Raw genomic sequence first — 18911 nt, forward strand, 5'->3', positions numbered from 1 at the left:
GGGTTACGGAGTGTCCGCACTCCGTAACCACACCACTGCGCCTACGGCGCCTTGGGGAGCAGTCGGGGCACGACCTTGCCGGTGGGGTTGCGGGGCAGTTCGTCGAGGAACACGACCTCCCGCGGCACGCAGAACCGGGCCAGGTGGGCCTTGACGTGCGCGCGCACGCCGTCGACCGTTAGTTCGGCGCCGTCCGTGTCGTCGGTGCGCACGACGTAGGCGGCCAGGCGTGCGCCGAACTCCGGGTCCTCGATCCCCACGACGGCGTTCTCCAGGACGCCGGGCAGTTCGCTGAGCAGGTTCTCGACCTCACGCGGGTAGACGTTCTCGCCGCCGGAGACGATCATGTCGTCGCTGCGACCGTCGAGGAACAGCAGGCCGTCCTCGTTGAAGTGGCCGAGGTCGCCGGTGGACATCAGGCCGTCGCGCACCTGCTTCTCGCTGCCGCTGCGGGTGTAGCCCTCGAAGAGCATGCCGTTGCCGACGAACACCTGGCCGACCTCGCCGTCGGGAACCGGCTTGCCGTCCTCGTCGAGAATCCGCACGACCGTCCCGAGCGGCGGCCGGCCTGCGGTGGCCGGGTGCTGCGCCAGCTCGGCCGGCTGGGCGATCGAGGCCCAGCTCACCTCGGTGGAGCCGTAGAAGTTGTAGAGCACCGAACCGAACATGTCCAGGGTCTTGTGCACGACTCCGGTCGGAATCGCGGACCCGCTGGCCGCGATCACCCGCAACGAGGTCAGATCCGCGTCCCGCTCGCCGGCGGGCAGGTCGGTGACGCGCTGCAACATGGTCGGCACCACCCACAGCGCGCTGGCCCGGTGCTCGGCGACCGACGCGATCGTTGCAGCGGGGTCGAACCGGCGGGTCAGCACCATCGTCGAGCGCAGAGCCAGGCCGATCTGGGTGGCCGCCAGTCCCCAGGTGTGGAAGATCGGCGACGCGACCACAGTGGTCTCCGCGCTGCGCAACGGCAGCCGGGAGAGCACCGCGGACGCCGGCATCCAGCTCCGCGGCTCGGGGCGTGATGCGCCCTTCGGGGTGCCGGTGGTGCCGGAGGTGAGCACGATGATCCGCCCGCGCCGGGGCCGGCGGGCGAGTGCTCCCGCGCCGCCGCCCCGGCCGTCCTCGACAAGTCCGTCGAACCGGGCCCAGCCCTCGGCGCCCGACGCCCCGTCGCCGACGTGGTCGTGGTCCTCGAACACCGCCACCCGCAGCGCCCCGTCCGGGATGAGCGCGGTGAACTCGGGATCGACGAGCAGCCAGTCGAGGCGTTGCTCGACGATGACCTCCGCGAGCTGGGCGTTCGAGGCGCCGGTGTTCAGCAGCACCAGGTCGGTGCCGAGCCGCGACGAGGCCCCCATCGCGACGAGGAATCCGCGATGGTTGCGGGCCAGGATGCCGATGCGTCCGCGTTCGCGCAGGCCCCGGTCGTGCAGCGCGACCGCGAGCGCGTGCGCGTCGGCGTCGAGCTGGCGGTAGGAGACCGAGCCGAGGTCGTCGACGACGGCGATCCGGTTGCCGTCGCGGCGCGCGGCGACGGCTAGCAGGCCGCCGGCGGTGAAGTCCCACTGGTACCAGGCGGAGACCACGCCGGTGAGGGCGCTTGGGCCGATCGCTCCGACGATGCCGGCCTTGGTGATGGGGACCAGCCCCTTGAGCAGATCGGTGGCTCCGGCAAGGCTCGGCATAAGGCGGTGTCCTCCTGGCGGCGGTGTGGCGGCGCTGTGGGTCGGACCACAGCACCGCCAACTTACTCGTCGGTAAGGAGTGGCGCCAGTGGGTGTCCGTGTCGCTAGCGGGACACCTCGCGGCGGAGCAGGTCCTCGACCGTCTCCCGCCGGATCAACTCGCGACTGCGGTCGTCGCGCACCGCGACAATCGGCGGCCGCCCGACCGCGTTGTAGGTCGACGCGAGGCTGTGGTGGTAGGCCCCGGTCCCGGGGACGGCGAGGACGTCGCCCGGGTGCAGGTCCGAGGGCAGCTGCACGTCGACCGCCAGTTCGTCGCCGGATTCGCAGTGTCTGCCCGCGACGGTCACCGTGGTCGCCGGGGCGGTCGAATGCCGGTTCGCCAGCGCGACGCTGTAGTGCGCGCCGTACAGCGCGACCCGCGGGTTGTCGCTCATCCCGCCGTCGACGCAGACGAACGTCCGCCCGCCCGTCACGTGCTTGACCGACACCACCCGGTACACGGTCACCCCGGCCCGGCCCGCGATCGCCCGGCCGGGTTCGAGGGTGATGCGCGGACGCGGGAAGCGGTGCCGCGCGCAGGCGTCGTCGAGCGCGTCGTCGAGCGTCGCCGCCAAGGCGCTCAGGTCCAGCTGCGGGTCGCCGTACACGTACGAGATGCCATGTCCGCCACCGAGGTTGAGTTCGGTCAGGATGGTGCCGTGGTCGATCCGGATCTGCGCCATCTGCGCGATCATCCGATCCACCGCCGTCCGGAAGTGCTCCATCTCGGTGATCTGCGAGCCGAGGTGGCAGTGCAGGCCGATCAGGTTCAGCCGCGGCTGGCCGAGGACCCGCTTGACCGCCTCGTCGGCCTGGCCGTGCTCGAGTGGGAAGCCGAACTTCTGGTCGGTGACGCCGGTCGCGACCGCCCGGTGCGTGTGCGCGTCGATCCCCGGCGTGACGCGCACCAGGACGTTCTGGCGACGGGTCAGCGACGCGGCCAGCAGGGTGATCTCGGCGTGCGAGTCGATCACGATCCGCCCGACGCCGGCGTCCCGCGCGGCCGACAGTTCGGCGGGGGTCTTCGCGTTGCCGTGCATGATGATTCGCCGCGGGTCGACGCCCGCGGACAGCGCGATCGCCAGTTCGCCGGACGAGCACACGTCGAGCGAGAGGCCCTCCTCGGTGACCCACGAGGCCACCGCACGGGTCAGCAGTGCCTTTCCGGCGTAGGCGATCTCGGCCTCCGGGAACACCTCCCGGTAGGTGCGGCAGCGGTGCCGCAGGTCCAGTTCGTCGAGGACGTAGCTGGGGGTGCCGTACTGGTCGGCGATGTCCGCGAGGGCCACCCCGGCGACCGTGATGCGGCCGTGGTCGTCGACGTGGGTGCCGTCGGGCCAGACGGCGGGGTCGAGCCGCGGGGTCATTGCCGAGCGCAGCGACGGGAAGATCTCGAGCAGGGTCACCGTGGTCTCCTTGGGGTGGGTGTCACCCTCCGGAATACCCGCCGGCCGCCGCCCCGACCGCACCCTTGACGGGTCCTTGACGCCGGTCGGGGCGGTTTTGACGCTAGCCGCCCAGCTTCTTGTAGAACGTGCCGACGATCGGCGCCACCACGGCCCGCGGGCTGTACTGCCCGGCCACCGACATGCCCTTGCTGAGGATCCCCGGCACCACGCGCATCTTGTTCTTGGCGAGCGCGTCGAGGGAGACCTTCGCGGTGTACTCGCTCGAGATCCAGAAGAAGTCGGGCACCAGCTTGTCCACGATGGACGCGTCGGCCGGGTCGGGCGTCTCGGTGCGAACCGGTCCCGGCGCGAGCAGCGTGACGTGCACGCCGGAGCCCTTCAACTCCCCGCGCAGGGACTCGGAGAAGGTGTTCACGAACGCCTTGGTGGCGGCGTAGGTCGCGTTGTTGGGGATCGGCATGTTCCCGGCAGCGGACCCGACGTTGAGGATCCCGCCCGAACGGCGCTCGACCATGCCCGGCAGAACCGCGAGCGTGAGGTCGTGCACGGCAACGGCATTGAGCTCGACCTGGGCCCGCTCGTAGCCGGCGTCGAGTTCGGACACCGGACCGAAGGTGGCGATGCCCGCGTTGTTGCACAGGATGCTCACCGGTCGTTGCGAGAGCTCCTCGGTGAGGGTCGCTCGCTTGTCGCGGTCGGACAGGTCCACCGCCCGCACCTCGACGGTGACGCCGTGGGCGTCGGCCAGCTTCGTGGCGAGCGCCTCGAGCAGGTCGCCGCGGCGGGCCACGAGGATCAGCGAATGACCCTGTGCGGCCAGCTCGGTGGCCAGCGCCTCGCCGATGCCGGAGGAGGCGCCGGTCACGACGGCGCGGGTGTCGGGGGTGGGGGTAGGCAGGCTCACGGTGGTCAGGCTAACCGTTACACCGCCGCCGCGAGCCGGGTGCCCTGTTACAGCGCAGCCGCGAGCCGCGTTCCTTGCTCGATCGCCCGCTTGGCGTCGAGTTCGGCGGCCACGTCGGCGCCGCCGATGACGTGGACGGTCATCCCGGCCGCGGTCAGATCGGTTTCGAGGTCACGCACCGACTCCTGGCCGGCGCAGATCACCACGTTGTCCACCGCCACGACCTGCGGCCGTTCGCGCTTCTCGCCGAAGCTGATGTGCAGGCCCTCGTCGTCGATCCGCTCGTAGTTGACGCCGGAGATCTGGTGCACGCCCTTCTTCTTCAGCGCGGCGCGGTGCACCCACCCGGAGGTCTTGCCCAGGCCGGCGCCGATCGGGGTGGTCTTGCGCTGCAGCAGGTACACCTCGCGCGGGGACGGGGTGGACTGCGGCTCGGTGAGCGCGCCCGCCGCCGACTCGTCGGCGGTGACGCCCCACTCGCGGTTCCACTCGGTCAGGTCGAGGGCGGGGGAGCTGTCGTGGGTGAGGTACTCGGAGACGTCGACGCCGATGCCGCCGGCGCCGATCACGGCGACCCGGGCGCCGACCGGGCGGCCGTCGCGGACAAGTTCGGCGTACGAGAGCACGCTGGGGTGCTCGATGCCGGGGATCGCCGGGATCCGCGGGGTGACCCCGGTCGCGAGCACGACCTCGTCGTGGCCGCCGTCGACGAGCCGGCGCGCGTCGACCCGGGTGCCGAGATGCACCTTGACCCCGGCCAGTTCGAGTTGGCGGGTGTAGTAGCGGATGGTCTCGGCGAACTCCTCCTTGCCGGGGATGCGTCGCGCGATGCCGAACTGTCCGCCGATCTCGTCGCCGGCCTCGAACAGGTTCACCTCGTGCCCGCGCTGGGCCAGGTTCAGCGCCGCCGACAGTCCGGCGGGCCCGGCTCCGACCACCGCGACATTCTTTCGGCGCCGGGTGGGGGAGAGCACGAGTTCGGTCTCGCGGCCCGCGCGGGGATTGAGCAGGCAGGAGACCTTCTTGTTGCCGAAGGCGTGGTCGAGGCACGCCTGGTTGCAGGCGATGCACGTGTTGATCTCGTCGCTGCGGTCGGACTCGGCCTTGCGCGCCCACTCGGGGTCCGCGAGCATCGGCCGGGCCATCGAGATCAGTTGTGCGTCACCGCGGGTGAGGATCTCCTCCGCGGTCTCGGGCATGTTGATCCGGTTCGACGCGCACACCGGAATGGTGACGTCACGGGCCAGTCGTTCGGTGAAGTCCACGAAGGCCGCGCGGGGCACGGAGGTGACGATGGTCGGCACCCGCGCCTCGTGCCAGCCGATGTCGGTGTTGAAGATCGTGGTCCCCGCGGCCTCGAGTTCGCGTGCGAGGGTGACGATCTCGTCCCAGGTCTGGCCCTTATCGACCAGGTCCGCCATGGACAGTCGGAAGAGGATTACGAAGTTCGGGCCGACGGCGGCGCGGGTGCGTCGGACGATCTCCACGGCGATGCGCCGCCGGTTCTCGGCCGAGCCGCCCCACTTGTCGGTGCGCTTGTTGGTGCGCGGCGCGAGGAACTGGTTGATGAAGTAGCCCTCGCCACCCATGATCTCGACGCCGTCGTAGCCCGCGGACTGGGCAAGTCGTGCGCACCGGACGAAGTCGCCGATCGTCGACTCGACGCCGCGGCCGGTGAGAGCGCGCGGCCGGAACGGGTTGATGGGGGCCTTGATCGAGGAGGCGGACGCGCTGAGCGGGTTGTAGGAGTACCGGCCCGCGTGCAGGATCTGCAGGGCGATTTTGCCGCCCTCGGCGTGCACGGCGTCGGTCACGGTGCGGTGCCGCTTCGCCTGGGCCTTGGTGATCATCTCGGCGCCGAACGGCAGCAGCCAGCCGGTGCGGTTCGGGGCGTATCCGCCGGTGACGATCAGTCCGACCCCGCCCCGGGCCCGTTCGGCAAAATAGGCTGCCAGCTTGGGGATGTCGCGAGCGCGGTCCTCGAGTCCGGTGTGCATCGAGCCCATGACGACGCGGTTGCGCAGGGTGGTGAACCCCAGATCGAGCGGGGAGAACAGTTTCGGATACGGGTTGCTCACGGCGTCGGCCTCTCGGTCGTGGGACTCGGGACGGGTGGGTGTGGCAGGAGCGGAGCCTGCGCAGCGACCGGAACTACAGGGCATCGAGGACCTCCTGGCACCACGCGGTGAAGCCCTCCTCCACGCGGATTCCGCCGCGCAGGACCAGGTACTGATGCAGGTCGGGGCCGGAGAGCCGGTCGGGCGCGGGGAAGTCGCGCTTCTCGATCAGGCGGTAGATCTCGAGTCGGCGCGTGTGCTCGTCGCGATGTCGGGTGACCTCCGCCTTGACGTCGGCGAGGTCGCCGAGGGCGGCGGCGCGAATCTTGACGGCAAGTTCGTTGCGCAACTGCCCCGGCTCGGTCGGCTCCGCGATCCACCGCTGCAGTTCGGCGCGGCCCGCGTCGCTGACGCGGTAGACCTTCTTGTCGGGTCGGCCGTCCTGACCGACGGTCTCCGCGTCCACCCAGCCGGACTCGTCCATCCGCTTGAGGACGCGGTAGATCTGCTGGTGGGTGGCGTTCCAGAAGAAGCCGATGGACTTGCCGAATCGGCGCGCGAGCTCGTATCCCGAGCCGGACTTCTCCGACAGCGAGACCAGGAGTGCGTGTTCGAGTGCCACGCGGCCAAGTATCTATGCAACGAGGAGACTATGCAACTAGATGCATAATCTTCGTTGCCATCTCCTTCGGGCGGGTCGGATCAGCGGCAGAATGGCACCGATGGCACGGTCTTCCGGCGGCACGCCGACGGGATCCGGCGAACGCGACCTGGCGCGGTTCGTCGGGCGGATCGGCCTGGTCGACCATCACTGCCACGGCGTGCTCCGTGATCCCCTCGATCGCGCCGGGTTCGAGTCCTGGCTGTGCGAGGCCGACGGACCCGGGCGTTGGCACGGCAGTCTGTTCGACACCCAGGTCGGTCTCGCGGTTCGCCGCTTCTGCGCCGCGCCACTCGGCCTGGCGCCGCATGCCGGCGCCGACACGTACCTCGCGCGCCGCGTCGAACTGGGTCCCGACGAGGTCGCCCGGCGGCTGCTGCGCGGAGCAGGGATATCGGAGTTTCTGGTGGACACGGGTTTTCGGGCCGACGGCCTGACGACCCCTGACGAGTTGGCGGTCCGGGCCGGTGCGCCGGCGCGCGAGATCGTACGGCTGGAGTCGGTGGCCGAACAGGTGATGGTCGGGCGCGGCGCCGCCGAGTTCGCCCTGGCGTGCCGAGACGCCCTGGCGTCCGCTGCCGCGACCGCCGTTGCGTTCAAGTCGATCGCCGGGTACCGGGTCGGACTCGACCTGGCGCCCTACCGTCCGGCGGAGAACGAGGTCGTCAACGCGGTCGCACGGTGGGCGTCGGCCGTCGAGCGAGGCTCGCCGGTCCGGCTCGCCGACGAAACCCTGACCCGCTTCCTGATCTGGACCGCCGTCGACCTCGGACTGCCGATCCAGTTCCACACCGGGTACGGCGACGCCGATGCTGACCTGGGGCGCTGCGATCCGCTGCTGCTCACCCCGTTGCTGCGTGCCACCGCCGGCCGGGGCGTGCCGATCATGCTGTTGCACACGTACCCGTTCCACCGGCACGCGGCCTACCTGGCGCAGGTGTTCGACCACGTCTTCGTCGACGTCGGTCTCGCCGTGCAGAACGTCGGCACGGGAGCAGGTCGGGTGCTGGCCGAACTGCTCGAACTCGCGCCGCTGCGGTCGGTGCTGTTCTCCACCGACGGCTGCGGGCTCCCGGAGCTGTTCCTCGTCGGGGCCGAGCTGTTCCGCCGGGCGCTGTCGGCGTTCCTCGTCACGGGCCTCGCCGACGGCGCCTGGTCGTACCGGGACGCGGAACGGATCGCATCGCTGATCGCCGCCGGCAATGCCCGCCGCGCGTACCTCCTCGACTAGTTCGGTGTGGGTGCGCTAGGGGCCGGTGGACCCGGTGGAACTGGTGACCGCTCCGGGCGCGTTCGTGGTCAGCAGCGGCAGGAAGGTGTCGGCGATGACCCGGTGCCCGACCGGGTTCGCGTGGATGTCGGCGACGGAGCACATCCATGTCCACGCGCAGATCCTCGCGACATTGCGAGGCAGGGTTCCGAACGGCGGGACGTCGACGGGATTGCCGATATCGTTGTTGGAGAACGCGTTCAGGACATCGGCGGTCTTGAACCCGTTGGCGCTGTTCGCGGTGGCGATGGTCGCGGCGAGCACGTTGTTCGCGGCCGCGGTCGCCTGTGCCGTCAGCTGGGACGTCCCGCCCTTGAGCCAGCCGGCGAGGGCGGGGTCGTAGTAGTTCATGCCGACGTAGCGCGGGTCCGGTCCGCCCGCCTTGTGCAGGTCGCCGGTGATCCTGCCGAGGTTGGTACCGATGGTGCCGAGGCTCTGCGCGATGCAGCCGACATCGGGGAGCCCCGCGGATCCGGAACCCCCGGTGAGGCAGTGGTAGATGTCGTTGGCCCCGACGGTGAGGGTGAGGTACTTGACCCGCCCTTGATGCGCCGTCAGGAACTTGGTGGCGAAGTCGAGTTGGGAACTCGCGTCGGGATAGGCGCACTTGCCGCCGTTGATCATCGACACGGTGGTCTCGCCGTCGCATCCGATGCGCACGAACTGCAGGTGGGGATCGGATTCCTTCAGCGTCTTGTAGAGGAGGTCGCTGTAGGAGACGGGTTCGTCCTTCTTCGTGTCCGGCTGATAGCCCGCGGCGAGGGAATCGCCCATCGAGACGTAGTACGTGTCGGTCGGATCTTCGGCGGGGACGGTCGGAGCGGCGACGGCGGGAGCGCCGACCAGCCCCATCGCGACGGCGAGGACGGCGACTGACAGGAGTCGTGAGCGCATGTGTGGCCTCCGGATCGGTGCGAACTGACCAGAACGACGAGCCGTTCGAAACACTAGGGGCGTCACCGCGGTCGGCGACGCCGAGCGGGGAAATCGTTACGTCGCGGTGACAGGCACCTGCTGGTCACGCTCGCCTAGGCTCGCCGTATGAGCGCACCGGTGGTCGGCGAGGGCGTCACCCGCGGGCAGGTCTTCGCCTGGGGCCTGTGGGACTGGGGTTCGGCCGCTTTCAACGCGGTGATCGTCACCTTCGTGTTCTCGGTCTATCTCACGGACGGGGTGGGCGAGGACCTGCCCGGCTCGGTGTCGGCGAGCAGCTGGCTCGGCTGGTCGCTCGGCGCCGCGGGGCTGTGCATCGCGCTGCTCGCGCCGGTCACCGGCCAGCGCTCGGATGCGACCGGACACCGACGGCGTTCGCTCGCGCTGCTCACCGCCGGGGTGGTGGCGTGCATGCTGCTGATGTTCCTGGTGCAGGATCGCTACCAGTACCTGTGGCTCGGCCTGGTCCTGCTCGGTGTGGGGTCGGTGATCTTCGAGCTCGCCCAGGTGCCCTACAGTGCCATGCTCCGCCAGGTCTCCACTCCGAAGAACATCGGTCGGGTGTCCGGGTTCGGCTGGGCGATGGGCTATTTCGGCGGCATCGTGCTGCTGCTGGTCTGCTACTTCGGATTCATCGCCGGCGACGGGGACACCCGCGGGCTGTTCGCGCTGAGCACCGAAGGCGGCCTCAACATCCGGCTGGTGGCGGTGCTGGCGGCGGTCTGGTTCGCGGTGTTCGCGATCCCCGTGCTGTTCGCCGTTCCGGAACTGCCGCGCGCGACGGCCGCCGCGGACCTCTCGGGCACTGCAGTCGCGGCTGCCGACGCCGGTTTCCTCGCCTCGTACCGGGTGCTGTGGTCGGATCTGCGCGAGCTGTGGAACACCGATCGGCACACCATCTATTTCCTCGTGGCCAGCGCGTTGTTCCGGGACGGGCTGGCGGGCGTGTTCACCTTCGGGGCCGTCCTCGCGGTCAACGTCTACGGCATCGCCTCGTCGGACGTGCTGCTGTTCGGGGTCGCGGCGAACGTCGTGGCCGCGGTCGGGGCTCTGACTGCGGGCCGTCTCGACGACCGGCTCGGGCCGAAGGCCGTGATCGTCGGCTCGCTCGGCTCGATGCTCGCGGTCGGGGCCATGTTGCTCGTGGTGTCGGGACCGTTGGGATTCTGGATCCTGGGGTTGCTGCTGTGCCTGTTCGTCGGGCCGGCCCAGTCCGCGGCGCGCACCTTCCTGACCCGGATAACGGTGACCGGCAGGGAGGGCCAGATGTTCGGCCTGTACGCGACGACCGGTCGAGCGGTCTCGTTCCTGGCGCCGACGCTGTTCGGGCTGTTCGCGTGGATGTTCGCGAGCGATCGAGCCGGGATCCTCGGGCTTCTCGTGGTGCTGGCGATCGGTCTCGCTGCGCTGCTCCCGGTGCGCGCACCGCAGCGTGACCCGAGCGGCGGCTACCGCCTCGAGCCCTCCTCGCGCTGAATCCCCAGCTTGTCCGCGAACAGTCGGCGTTGCACGATCCAGCCGGCCGCCGCGAGCGCGATCCAGATCAGTGTCGAGGCAATCTGCTGCCAGCCCGGATTCGGGTCCCTGAGGAAGGTCAGCGCGCTGGTGGTCCGCCCGAGCCCGCTGAGGATCATGCTGGCGCCGCCGATCGAGGTCAGCCACAGCAGGGCCCGGGCCCGGTACTTGTCGGCGAGGAAAGCGCCGGCGACCGCGATCGCGACCACCACGATCGCGCCGAGTGCCCAGTTCTTGTCCCCGGGCTGGAGCACGTCCGCGAGTTTCGCGCCCGCCATCGCGCCGGTGAGGCCGCCGATGAAGTAGGCCGAGAACTTGAACACCAGCGTCGTGACTACCCACGCGACGATCGCGCCGATCAACGCGAACAGAAACGACGTCCACACCGATGCGTTGAACAGGTCGGTGATCAGCCAGCCGAGGCCGAAGCCGGAGGCCAGCACCGCGAGATGCAGAGATCGGATGCCCCAGAAGCACAGCAGGGCTCCGACCAGGACTACCGCGACACCGCTCATTTCCCGTTCCCTTCGATTCGTGCGAGGACCGCCTCGGCGAGCGCCTCGGCGGCCTGTTCCGGAATCCAGTGACTGACGCCGTCGAGTTCGACGAAACGGTATGGCGCGTCCACGAATTCACTGCATCGCTCGGCCCCGGCCCGGCCGAGCGCCTCGTCGCCGTTGCTCCACACGTAGGTGGTGGGCACGGTGACCGGCGGGACCTCGCCGAACTCGCGGTCCATCGCGCGGTACCAGGACAGGGCGGCGGTGAGTGCGCCCGGCTCGGTGAGGGCGCGCACGTGCGCCTCGACCTGGGCGCTGTCGACGTCGCCGAACACCGCTCGCAGCAAGCGGGCGTCGTCGGCGAGCAGTGCCCGTTCGGCGGAGTCGCCGTGCCGGAAGACCGAGATGTAGCCCGATCGCTGCCGCTGGTCGTCGTCCTCGCGGAGGGCCCAGTCGAACGCGGCCGGGTGCGGAACGGACACCGCGGTGAGCGTGCGGACCCGGTCGGGGTGCCTGGCGGCGACCACCCAGGCCACGGCGGCGCCCCAGTCGTGTCCGACGAGGTGGGCGTCGTCGATCTCCAGCGCGTCGAGCAGGCCGACGACGTCGCCGACCAGGTTGTCGATCGCATAGTTCTCGACGCCCACCGGCCGGGCGGCGGGGGAGTACCCGCGCTGGTCGGGCGCGATCACCCGGAGTCCGGCGGCGGTGAGGGCCGGCGTGACCGGTCCCCAGCAGGCCGCGGTCTCGGGGAAGCCGTGCAGCAGCAGCGCCGGTGCGCCGTCCTCGGGACCCGCGGTCGTGACACGGAAGGTGTAGTCGCCGACGGCCACGGTCGCGGTGGTGGCAGTTGGATTCACGTGTCCCCCAGGGTCACTCGCGGGCGTCGTGGCGCCGGGCAGCGCTGTCCGCGGCCGTCCTGACCGGAACACTACCGCGCAACGGACCGTCGGCCACGTGATTGTGGACGTGTCCGCGCAGTCGAGGACCGCCATCTCGGCGGCGGGGGTGCCCGAGGTGGCATATGGTGCGAACTACATGACGACAATCACATACGGCCGTTCAGGGGCCGGTATTGTCCGATTCATGCGAGGGGGAAGTTGTGGCGGGTGACGATCGGAAGGGGCGGCCCCTACAGATTGCCGGCCGTCCCGCCGCGCAATGGTTGTCGGCTTCGGCGGAGAACCTCACCGAGCGGGTGATCGCCCGTCTGGTCGACGAGTCTCCGGTGTATCGCGCGTTGCCGCGCGAAGAGGTGGACGGCGAGATCGCCGAGATCGTGCACCACAACATGGAACTGTTCGCCACGCTGGTGTTCGAGCGGCGTGCCGTCTACGACTCCGAGCTTGTCGAGCAACGCAACTCGGCGGCGCGTCGGGCCGAGGAGGGGGTGCCGCTCGAGGCGGTGCTGCACGCCTATCACCTGGGGATCGGCATGTCCTCGCAGGACCTGTTCGCGGCCGCCCAACCGGACGACATCCGCGACGTGCAGATTCTGATGTCGATGGTCCTCGACTTCCTGCGCAGGCTCACCCTCGCGGTCAGTGCCGCGTACCTCGAGGAACGCCAGATCATGGAGAGTCAGGAGAACTCGGGTCGGCGCTCGCTGATGTCCGCGCTGGTGGCGGGCGAGCGGCTCGACGCCGTCGTACATCGGACGGGGCTGCGGCTGGCCCCGCAGTACCTCGCGCTCACCCTCGCGATCGACGAGAACGCCGACGAGCGCGGATCGGGGATGAGCGGAACCGTTGCGAGCCGACGCAAGTTGCGTCGCCTGCAGGCGCAGCTGGATCGGATCACGGGTGAGCCCGCCCTGACGGTGATCGACAGCGGTGGCGGCACCGCGCTGATTCCGTGTTCCGCGGCGCCGCCCGACTGGGACCAACTGCGCGCGGTGATCGAGCGGATGCGGGTGGTGATCGGCGCCGACCTGTGGGTCGCGGGTGCGCTCGCCGCACCGAGCGAGGTGCCGGATGCGGTCACCCTGACCGCGGACATCGTTGCGCTCGTGGCGCGGTCGGGACGCTCGCCCGGGCTGTACCGGCTGACGGACGTGCTGCTCGAGTACCAGCTGAGCCGGCCCAGCCCGGCGCATCGGGAGCTGGCCACGCTGCTCGACCCGCTGGTCGGCAAGCCCGAGCTGATGCAGACCCTCCAAACGTACGTGGCGACAGGGTTGAACCGCCGTGCCACCGCCGCCGCGCTCGAGGTGCACGCGAACACGGTCGACTACCGGATCCGCCGGGTGGCCGAGCTGATCGGGCGCAACCCCTCCGACCCGGCGGACCTGCCGCACATCGGGGCGGCACTGGTGGCGCAGCGGGCGCTGGGCTGAATGCCGACGTAGGGCATGCTGGACCCTCGATCTCGAGGGGGAATTCGATGGTGTCGGTTCGGCGCGCGGTGGTCGTGCTCGGTTGGCTGGCGGTGCTCGCGGCCACGGTCGGGGTCGGGGTGCACTACCTCGACACCACCGTGACCGTGCTTGTCGTGCTCGCCTCGTTCGCGCCGCTCCTGATGGTGTGTGCGGCGGTCGGCCTGCTCGCGCTCGCGGCCACCCGGCAGTGGGTGGGGACGGTCGTGGCGGTGCTCGTGCTGGGGGTGGCGGCGTGGACCCAGCTCCCGTTGTACGTCGGTGACGCGCCGCCCGAGCAGGGGTCCGCCCTGACGGTCATGCAGGCGAACATCTTCTTCGGCAACAGTGACGTGGAAGGCGTTGTCGCGCAGGTCAGGTCGAAGCAGGTCGACATACTGACGGTCGACGAGCTGACGCCCGGTGCGGTGCCTCGGCTCGGCGCTGCCGGCCTCGACGAGGTGCTGCCGTACCGGTATCTGCGTCCGACGGAGCTGGGCGGAGGTACCGGGATCTGGAGCCGTCACCCGCTGTCCGCGCAGACCGAGCACATGGGCTTCGTGATGAACATGCTGTCGGCGCGGGTGGATCCGCCGGGGCGGCCGCCCTTCGTCGTGGTCGCTGCGCACCCGCTTCCGCCGGTGCCGCGGCAGCAGACCGACATCTGGGCGCGTGAGATGGCGCAGGTGCGGGACATCCTGCAGGGCCTGCGCGGTGGCGGCGAGCCGGTGATCGTCGGTGCCGACTTCAATTCGACCTACGACCATGCCCAGTTCCGTGCCCTGCTCGGAGACGGATTCCGGGATGCGGCAGAGCAATCCGGTGCAGGCGCGCTCCGTACGTACCCCGCCGACCGTTGGTGGCCACCGGTACTGGCGATCGATCACGTCCTGGTTGCGGGCGGGACCGCCACGAGCGCCGGGATCGTCGAGCTGCCCGGTTCCGACCATCGCGGGGTGGTCGCCACGGTCGCGGTGCCCGCTGCCGGGGGCTACCCGGGGCCCGGCTGATCGAGCGGGGCGCGCTGGAGGACGAGTGCGTCCACCCCGTCGAGGATGCGGTCGAGCCCGAACCGCAGGGCATGCCGGGGATTGCTCGCGGCCTGGTGTGCTTGGCCGGCGGCCGTTCCGACTCGGTCCGAGACCGGATAGGTGGCCGGGTCGAGCAGTCGTTCGAGGAGCGGGGCGGTGGCCGCCCACCACTGGGCGTCGGTGAGCCCGGAATCACGGGCGGTCTGCTCGACGCTCACGAGCAGCCGAGCGGTGCCGGTCACGTGCGAGAGCACCAACGACAGCACGGCGTCCATCTCGACGTCCGTCAGGCCGATCCCGTCCAGCGGGCGCAGTTCGGCCTCGTACTTGCGGCTGGTGTTGGGCCCGAGAACCGGTCGCGCGCCGGCGAGCTGCAGCAGCCACGGGTGGCGTCGGTAGAGGTCCCAGTTGCGGTAGACGACGAACTCGACGCCGCCGCGCCAGCCGCCCGCGGCGCGGGCCGGTTCGTCCGGGTCCGCGTACAGGTCGGCGAGGGTGGCGTCCTGCATCAGGTCGACGAGGACCGACTTGCCGGGGACGTGGGTGTAGAGCGACATCGCGCCGACGCCGAGCCGCTCGGCGAGCCGGCGCATGGACACCGCCTCCAGCCCCTCGGCGTCCGCGAGTTCGACGCCGGCAGCGACGATCGCGTCGACACCGAGACCGGTGCGGCCGGACCTGCCGCGTTCTCCCCACAGCAGGGCCAGCGTGCGGGCCGGATCGCTCCGGACCTCGTGGCTGGCTGTCGCCCTCTTCTCGGTCACACGAACATTCTCCCCCAGTCCGTCGCCGAGTCACTCGACCGGCGAGCGCGCGATCCGCGCGGAGACCGACCGGGGCCCGGCGGTGGACGGCGTCACCCGGACGCCATCCACCGGCGGAGCGGTTGTCAGCTGGCGAAGCCGCCGAGCAGCTGCAGCAGTGCGGCGGGGCTGAAGTCCGCGCTGCCGGTGCCGCCGCCGGGGTTCGTCGGGTCGCCGGCCAGGGTCACCTTCGCGACGGAGCCCAGCTTGACGTACGGGTTGGTCGAGGCGCCTTCCTTGCACTGGGTGATCACCGCGTAGGTGCCCGCGTTCAGCGCGATCGAGGTGCCGGTTGCGGCGCCGCCAGTGAAGCCGGGGTACTTGATCTCGTCGACGCGGGTGGTCTTGTCGTAGACCGTGGCGTCGAACGGGAAGATCTGGGCCTCACAGTGATTGAGCGCCTCGGTGGTGGCGATGTCGTGCAGCGCGACGGTGATGGTGCTGGCGCTGTTGGTCACCGTCGAGGAGCCGGTGACGGCGGCCGAGCCGAGGGCGGGGTTCGCGACCATGGCGAGGGTGGCGAATCCGGCGATGGACGCGGCACCGGCGGCGCGGCGCATGCTGAACGAAGACATGTGGGGATCCTTTTCGATCGCACCGCGCGTCGACATGCGCGGTGAACGTGAGTGCACGCAGGCGGCCGAGGGGGGCGGAACCGGCGGTGCAGTGAATTAACTAAGCCTGCCCTTCGTGAGGGCAGGCTTAGTTAAGGGGATGCGCGGGGCCGCTGTCAATGTCTGTGACTGCCGTCACGATTCCTACCTAAACTGCAGGTAAAGAGCCTGCAGACCGTCCAGTTCGCACCGTCCGGATTGCCCGATTGCCGGGTCGCTCACGCGGTCCACTCCGCGGCGTCGTCGGCGTGCCGGACGGCGGCCGCGCGGGGTGCTCCCCGTTCGGAACCGAGGGTCCGCTCGATCCTCGTAATATGCGTCACCCCAATGGCTTCCGCAGCGTGGCGTGCCGTCGGCGGGACGCGCTCGGGGCATACTCCTGTCGGTCTGATCCCGAGTAAGGAGTTCCCCCTTGAGTTTCCACACTGTGGCCCGCCCGCGACTGATCATGATTGCCGCGTGCACGGCCGCACTGACCCTCACCGGCTGCGGCGCGCAGCTGGCCGAGGCCGATGCATCGCCGACGGGCAGTTCGGATCTCGGCAGTTCGGGCGGTGGGCCGGCGGTCGACCAGTCCGCCACCCTGGCCCTGCTCGACACCCTCGCCGTCAAGGGCCGCGCGCCCAAGACCGGTTACAGCCGCGACGAGTTCGGGCAGGCGTGGTCGGACGACGTCGCTGTCGCGGGCGGTCACAACGGCTGCGACACCCGCAACGACATCCTCGACCGCGACCTGACGAACAAGACGTACAAGGCCGGCAAGAAGCAGTGCATCGTGCTCACCGGAACCCTGAACGACCCGTACACCGGCAAGCAGATCCAGTTCACCCGAGGGCAGGACACGTCGACCGCGGTGCAGATCGACCACGTGGTCGCGCTCAGTGACGCGTGGCAGAAGGGCGCTCAGCAGCTCGACGCCGACACCCGCCGCAACCTGGCCAACGACCCGCGCAACCTGCTCGCCGTCGACGGCCCGGCCAACCAGCAGAAGTCCGACGGTGACGCGGCGACGTGGCTGCCCTCCAACAAGTCGTACCGCTGCACCTACGTCGCCAAGCAGGTGGAGGTCAAGGCCGCCTACAAGTTGTGGGTGACCCAGTCCGAGAAGGACGCGATCGTCAGCCAGCTCGGCTCCTGCTGACGACCCCCCATCGGTCGAACGGGGGTTCGGCGGTCGGATTCATCCCGAAACCGGTCTCCGAGCCCCCGTTCATCGCGTCGTCGGGTGCCAGCCCCCCATGCCGATCATGACGAGCCGTAGTTGGCGCTCGGCCCGATCGATTACCGCGCGCTCCTCGCGACCGCCCGGGTGGTCCACCTCGAGTAGGTCGATCACCGTGGACATCATCACCCCGACGATCAGGTCGGCCGCCATCTCCAGGTCCTCGACCTCCCAGCTCGCGAGCGCGGGCATGCGCGAGAGGTCGATGGTGAGTTCGCTGGCGAACAGCCGCAACTCAGCCGCGATCGCCCGGCGTACTTCGGTGACGCCCCCGTAGCGCTCGCGGCTGAGGAAGCGGAACTCGCCCTCGTGTGCCCGCACCTGCCGGAGCAGGATGTCCAACGACACGCTCGCGCTCTTGGTGCTCGGGTCGCGCCGGGCCTCGCGGAGCATCCGGCGCAGCATGCGCATGCCGTCCTCGACCAGTGCCACGCCGAGTTCGTCCATCGAGGCGAAGTGCCGGTAGAAGGCGGTCGGGACGATGCCCGCCGAGCGGGCCACCTCGCGCAGGCTCAGGCTCGCGAAACTGCGCTCCTCGAGCAGTTCCAGGGTGCCGTCGAGGAGCGCCTGCCTGGTGCGTTCCTTGCGTTCGGCTCGACTTTCGGGCTCCGTCACCCATCGAGTGTATGGCTGTACACCGTCTGGGAGTACATCGACCCTGTAATGGCCGTCACATCCCCGTGGGGGTTGACATCTACCTGGGACTTCCTGTCACACTTGTTTGTGTACAACTGTGCACTGAAAACGGATCAACCGTTCGCCACAGGCCCACCGCAGGAGGTTGCAGTGACCGTGCAGACCCGAACCCGCTCACGCCGGCTGTCGCTGGTGTCGCTGCTCGAGGCGATGGCGACGCCGCATCAGCTCGACCGGTACCTCGAACTCGTCAACCCCATGGCCACCGTGCGCGACCTGCGCGCCGAGGTCACCGAGGTGCGCCGCACCACCGCCGACACCGTCACCCTCACGGTCCGTCCAACCCGGCAGTGGGCGGGCTTCGCGGCCGGGCAGTTCGTCCAGGTCGGGGTCGTCGTCGACGGCGTCCGGCACACCCGCTGCTACTCGCCCGCGTGCTCGCAGCACCGCGACGACGGCTGTATCGAACTCACGGTCAAGGCGCACCCGCAGGGGCTGGTCTCCCGGCACCTCCGTCGGCACGCCGAGGTAGGCCTGGTGGTCAGCCTCTCGCAGGCCGACGGGGTGTTCCGGCTGCCCGCCGAGCGCCCCGAGAAGATCCTGCTGATCAGTGGCGGCAGCGGGATCACTCCGGTGATGTCGATGCTGCGCACCCTGCTCGACGAGGGGTATGCCGGCGAGGTGACCTTCCTGCACTACGCCGACACCGAGAGCGAGGTTGCCTACCGCGGCGAGCTGGCGGATCTGGCGTCCCGGCACGACAACCTGCGACTGCTGCTGGCCTACACGCACTCCGAGGACGGCGACCTGCACGGGTTCTTCGGCCGCGACCACATGGACGCGGCCGCACCGTGGCATGCCGAGGGGCAGACCTACCTGTGTGGTCCGCCGGGGCTGATGCGTTCGGTGCGTGAGCATTTCGACGCCCTCGGTCTCGGCGACCGGCTGCATGTCGAGGAGTTCGCGCCCGCCCTTGCCGCCGCCGCCGGCGAGGCGACCGGCGAGGTGTCCTTCACCGCGGCCGGGGTCACCGTGGAGAACTCGGGCGCAAGCCTGCTCGAGCAGGCCGAATCCGCCGGTCTGGCACCCGACTTCGGTTGCCGGATGGGCATCTGCTTCACCTGTACCGCAGTCAAGACCTCGGGTTGCACCCGCAATCTGCGCACCGGCGAACTCGACTCCGACCCGGACCAGCCGATCCAGCTGTGCGTCAGCGCGCCGGTCGGTGACGTCTGCCTCGACGTCTGAGTCGTCGACCACCGAACTCCCACCG

General features: G+C 70.0%; 17 protein-coding genes. 6 read left to right on the forward strand and 11 right to left on the reverse strand.

What is annotated here, in order from left to right:
* Window positions 1-41: 41 nt before the first annotated feature.
* The 5 genes from ACFXGJ_RS10870 to ACFXGJ_RS10890 form a co-directional block, all read right to left on the reverse strand.
* Window positions 42-1688, reverse strand: coding sequence for an AMP-binding protein (locus ACFXGJ_RS10870; RefSeq protein ID WP_378618845.1), 1647 nt, complete (start codon window positions 1686-1688; stop codon window positions 42-44).
* A 104-nt stretch (window positions 1689-1792) separates the two neighbouring features.
* Entirely contained in the window at window positions 1793-3136 is a 1344-nt protein-coding gene (gene lysA, locus ACFXGJ_RS10875) for a diaminopimelate decarboxylase (protein WP_378618847.1), read from the reverse strand.
* A 103-nt stretch (window positions 3137-3239) separates the two neighbouring features.
* Window positions 3240-4043 carry a mycolate reductase gene (cmrA, locus tag ACFXGJ_RS10880; protein ID WP_378618849.1) on the reverse strand — a complete coding sequence of 268 codons (804 nt, stop codon included), beginning with the start codon at window positions 4041-4043 and terminating at the stop codon, window positions 3240-3242.
* Window positions 4044-4090: 47 nt separating this feature from the next.
* Entirely contained in the window at window positions 4091-6121 is a 2031-nt protein-coding gene (locus ACFXGJ_RS10885; RefSeq protein WP_378618852.1) for an FAD-dependent oxidoreductase, read from the reverse strand.
* Window positions 6122-6194: 73 nt separating this feature from the next.
* Window positions 6195-6722, reverse strand: a complete 528-nt coding sequence (locus ACFXGJ_RS10890) for a PadR family transcriptional regulator (RefSeq protein WP_378618854.1) — start codon at window positions 6720-6722, stop codon at window positions 6195-6197.
* Between the two features lie 100 nt (window positions 6723-6822).
* On the opposite strand from ACFXGJ_RS10890, the gene ACFXGJ_RS10895 reads away from it, so the two are divergent.
* Window positions 6823-7992, forward strand: coding sequence for an amidohydrolase family protein (locus tag ACFXGJ_RS10895; RefSeq protein ID WP_378618856.1), 1170 nt, complete (start codon window positions 6823-6825; stop codon window positions 7990-7992).
* Between the two features lie 15 nt (window positions 7993-8007).
* On the opposite strand, the gene ACFXGJ_RS10900 is transcribed toward ACFXGJ_RS10895, so the two are convergent.
* Entirely contained in the window at window positions 8008-8925 is a 918-nt protein-coding gene (locus ACFXGJ_RS10900) for a GDSL-type esterase/lipase family protein (RefSeq protein ID WP_378618859.1), read from the reverse strand.
* Window positions 8926-9072: 147 nt separating this feature from the next.
* Here ACFXGJ_RS10900 and ACFXGJ_RS10905 point away from each other — a divergent pair, with 147 nt between their 5' ends.
* Complete coding sequence (locus tag ACFXGJ_RS10905; protein WP_378618861.1) at window positions 9073-10440, forward strand: MFS transporter; 1368 nt, start codon at window positions 9073-9075, stop codon at window positions 10438-10440.
* Here the strand turns inward: ACFXGJ_RS10905 and ACFXGJ_RS10910 are convergent.
* Both ACFXGJ_RS10910 and ACFXGJ_RS10915 read right to left on the reverse strand, forming a co-directional pair.
* On the reverse strand, window positions 10413-10994 hold the full coding sequence (locus ACFXGJ_RS10910) for a DUF4203 domain-containing protein (protein WP_378618864.1): 582 nt from the start codon (window positions 10992-10994) through the stop codon (window positions 10413-10415). The two genes, ACFXGJ_RS10905 and ACFXGJ_RS10910, sit on opposite strands and share 28 nt — an antisense overlap.
* Window positions 10991-11839, reverse strand: coding sequence for an alpha/beta fold hydrolase (locus tag ACFXGJ_RS10915; RefSeq protein WP_378618866.1), 849 nt, complete (start codon window positions 11837-11839; stop codon window positions 10991-10993). The genes ACFXGJ_RS10910 and ACFXGJ_RS10915 overlap by 4 nt, the downstream gene beginning before the upstream one ends.
* A 242-nt stretch (window positions 11840-12081) precedes the next feature.
* Between ACFXGJ_RS10915 and ACFXGJ_RS10920 the strand changes: the two genes are divergently transcribed.
* Both ACFXGJ_RS10920 and ACFXGJ_RS10925 read left to right on the forward strand, forming a co-directional pair.
* A complete protein-coding gene (locus tag ACFXGJ_RS10920) occupies window positions 12082-13314 on the forward strand; it encodes a PucR family transcriptional regulator (RefSeq protein WP_378618869.1) in 1233 nt (410 codons plus the stop codon).
* Window positions 13315-13361: 47 nt separating this feature from the next.
* Window positions 13362-14342: an endonuclease/exonuclease/phosphatase family protein gene (locus ACFXGJ_RS10925; protein WP_378618872.1), complete on the forward strand. Its 981-nt coding sequence runs from the start codon at window positions 13362-13364 to the stop codon at window positions 14340-14342.
* Here the strand turns inward: ACFXGJ_RS10925 and ACFXGJ_RS10930 are convergent.
* Both ACFXGJ_RS10930 and ACFXGJ_RS10935 read right to left on the reverse strand, forming a co-directional pair.
* Window positions 14324-15127 (reverse strand): TetR/AcrR family transcriptional regulator, encoded by an 804-nt coding sequence (locus tag ACFXGJ_RS10930; protein WP_378618875.1) that lies wholly within the window; start codon window positions 15125-15127, stop codon window positions 14324-14326. The genes ACFXGJ_RS10925 and ACFXGJ_RS10930 overlap by 19 nt on opposite strands.
* A 125-nt stretch (window positions 15128-15252) precedes the next feature.
* On the reverse strand, window positions 15253-15741 hold the full coding sequence (locus tag ACFXGJ_RS10935; protein ID WP_378618878.1) for a hypothetical protein: 489 nt from the start codon (window positions 15739-15741) through the stop codon (window positions 15253-15255).
* 451 nt (window positions 15742-16192) lie between these two features.
* On the opposite strand from ACFXGJ_RS10935, the gene ACFXGJ_RS10940 reads away from it, so the two are divergent.
* Window positions 16193-16921: an HNH endonuclease family protein gene (locus ACFXGJ_RS10940; RefSeq protein WP_378618880.1), complete on the forward strand. Its 729-nt coding sequence runs from the start codon at window positions 16193-16195 to the stop codon at window positions 16919-16921.
* 69 nt (window positions 16922-16990) lie between these two features.
* On the opposite strand, the gene ACFXGJ_RS10945 is transcribed toward ACFXGJ_RS10940, so the two are convergent.
* Window positions 16991-17617: a TetR family transcriptional regulator gene (locus ACFXGJ_RS10945; protein WP_378618883.1), complete on the reverse strand. Its 627-nt coding sequence runs from the start codon at window positions 17615-17617 to the stop codon at window positions 16991-16993.
* 231 nt (window positions 17618-17848) lie between these two features.
* Between ACFXGJ_RS10945 and ACFXGJ_RS10950 the strand changes: the two genes are divergently transcribed.
* The gene (locus ACFXGJ_RS10950) at window positions 17849-18886 is read left to right on the forward strand and encodes a ferredoxin reductase (protein WP_378618947.1); all 1038 of its coding nucleotides are present in this window, start codon (window positions 17849-17851) and stop codon (window positions 18884-18886) included.
* The last annotated feature ends 25 nt before the right edge of the window (window positions 18887-18911 follow it).

It is taken from the genome of Rhodococcus sp. NPDC059234, assembly GCF_042754225.1.
Taxonomy (GTDB): Bacteria; Actinomycetota; Actinomycetes; order Mycobacteriales; family Mycobacteriaceae; genus Rhodococcus_G.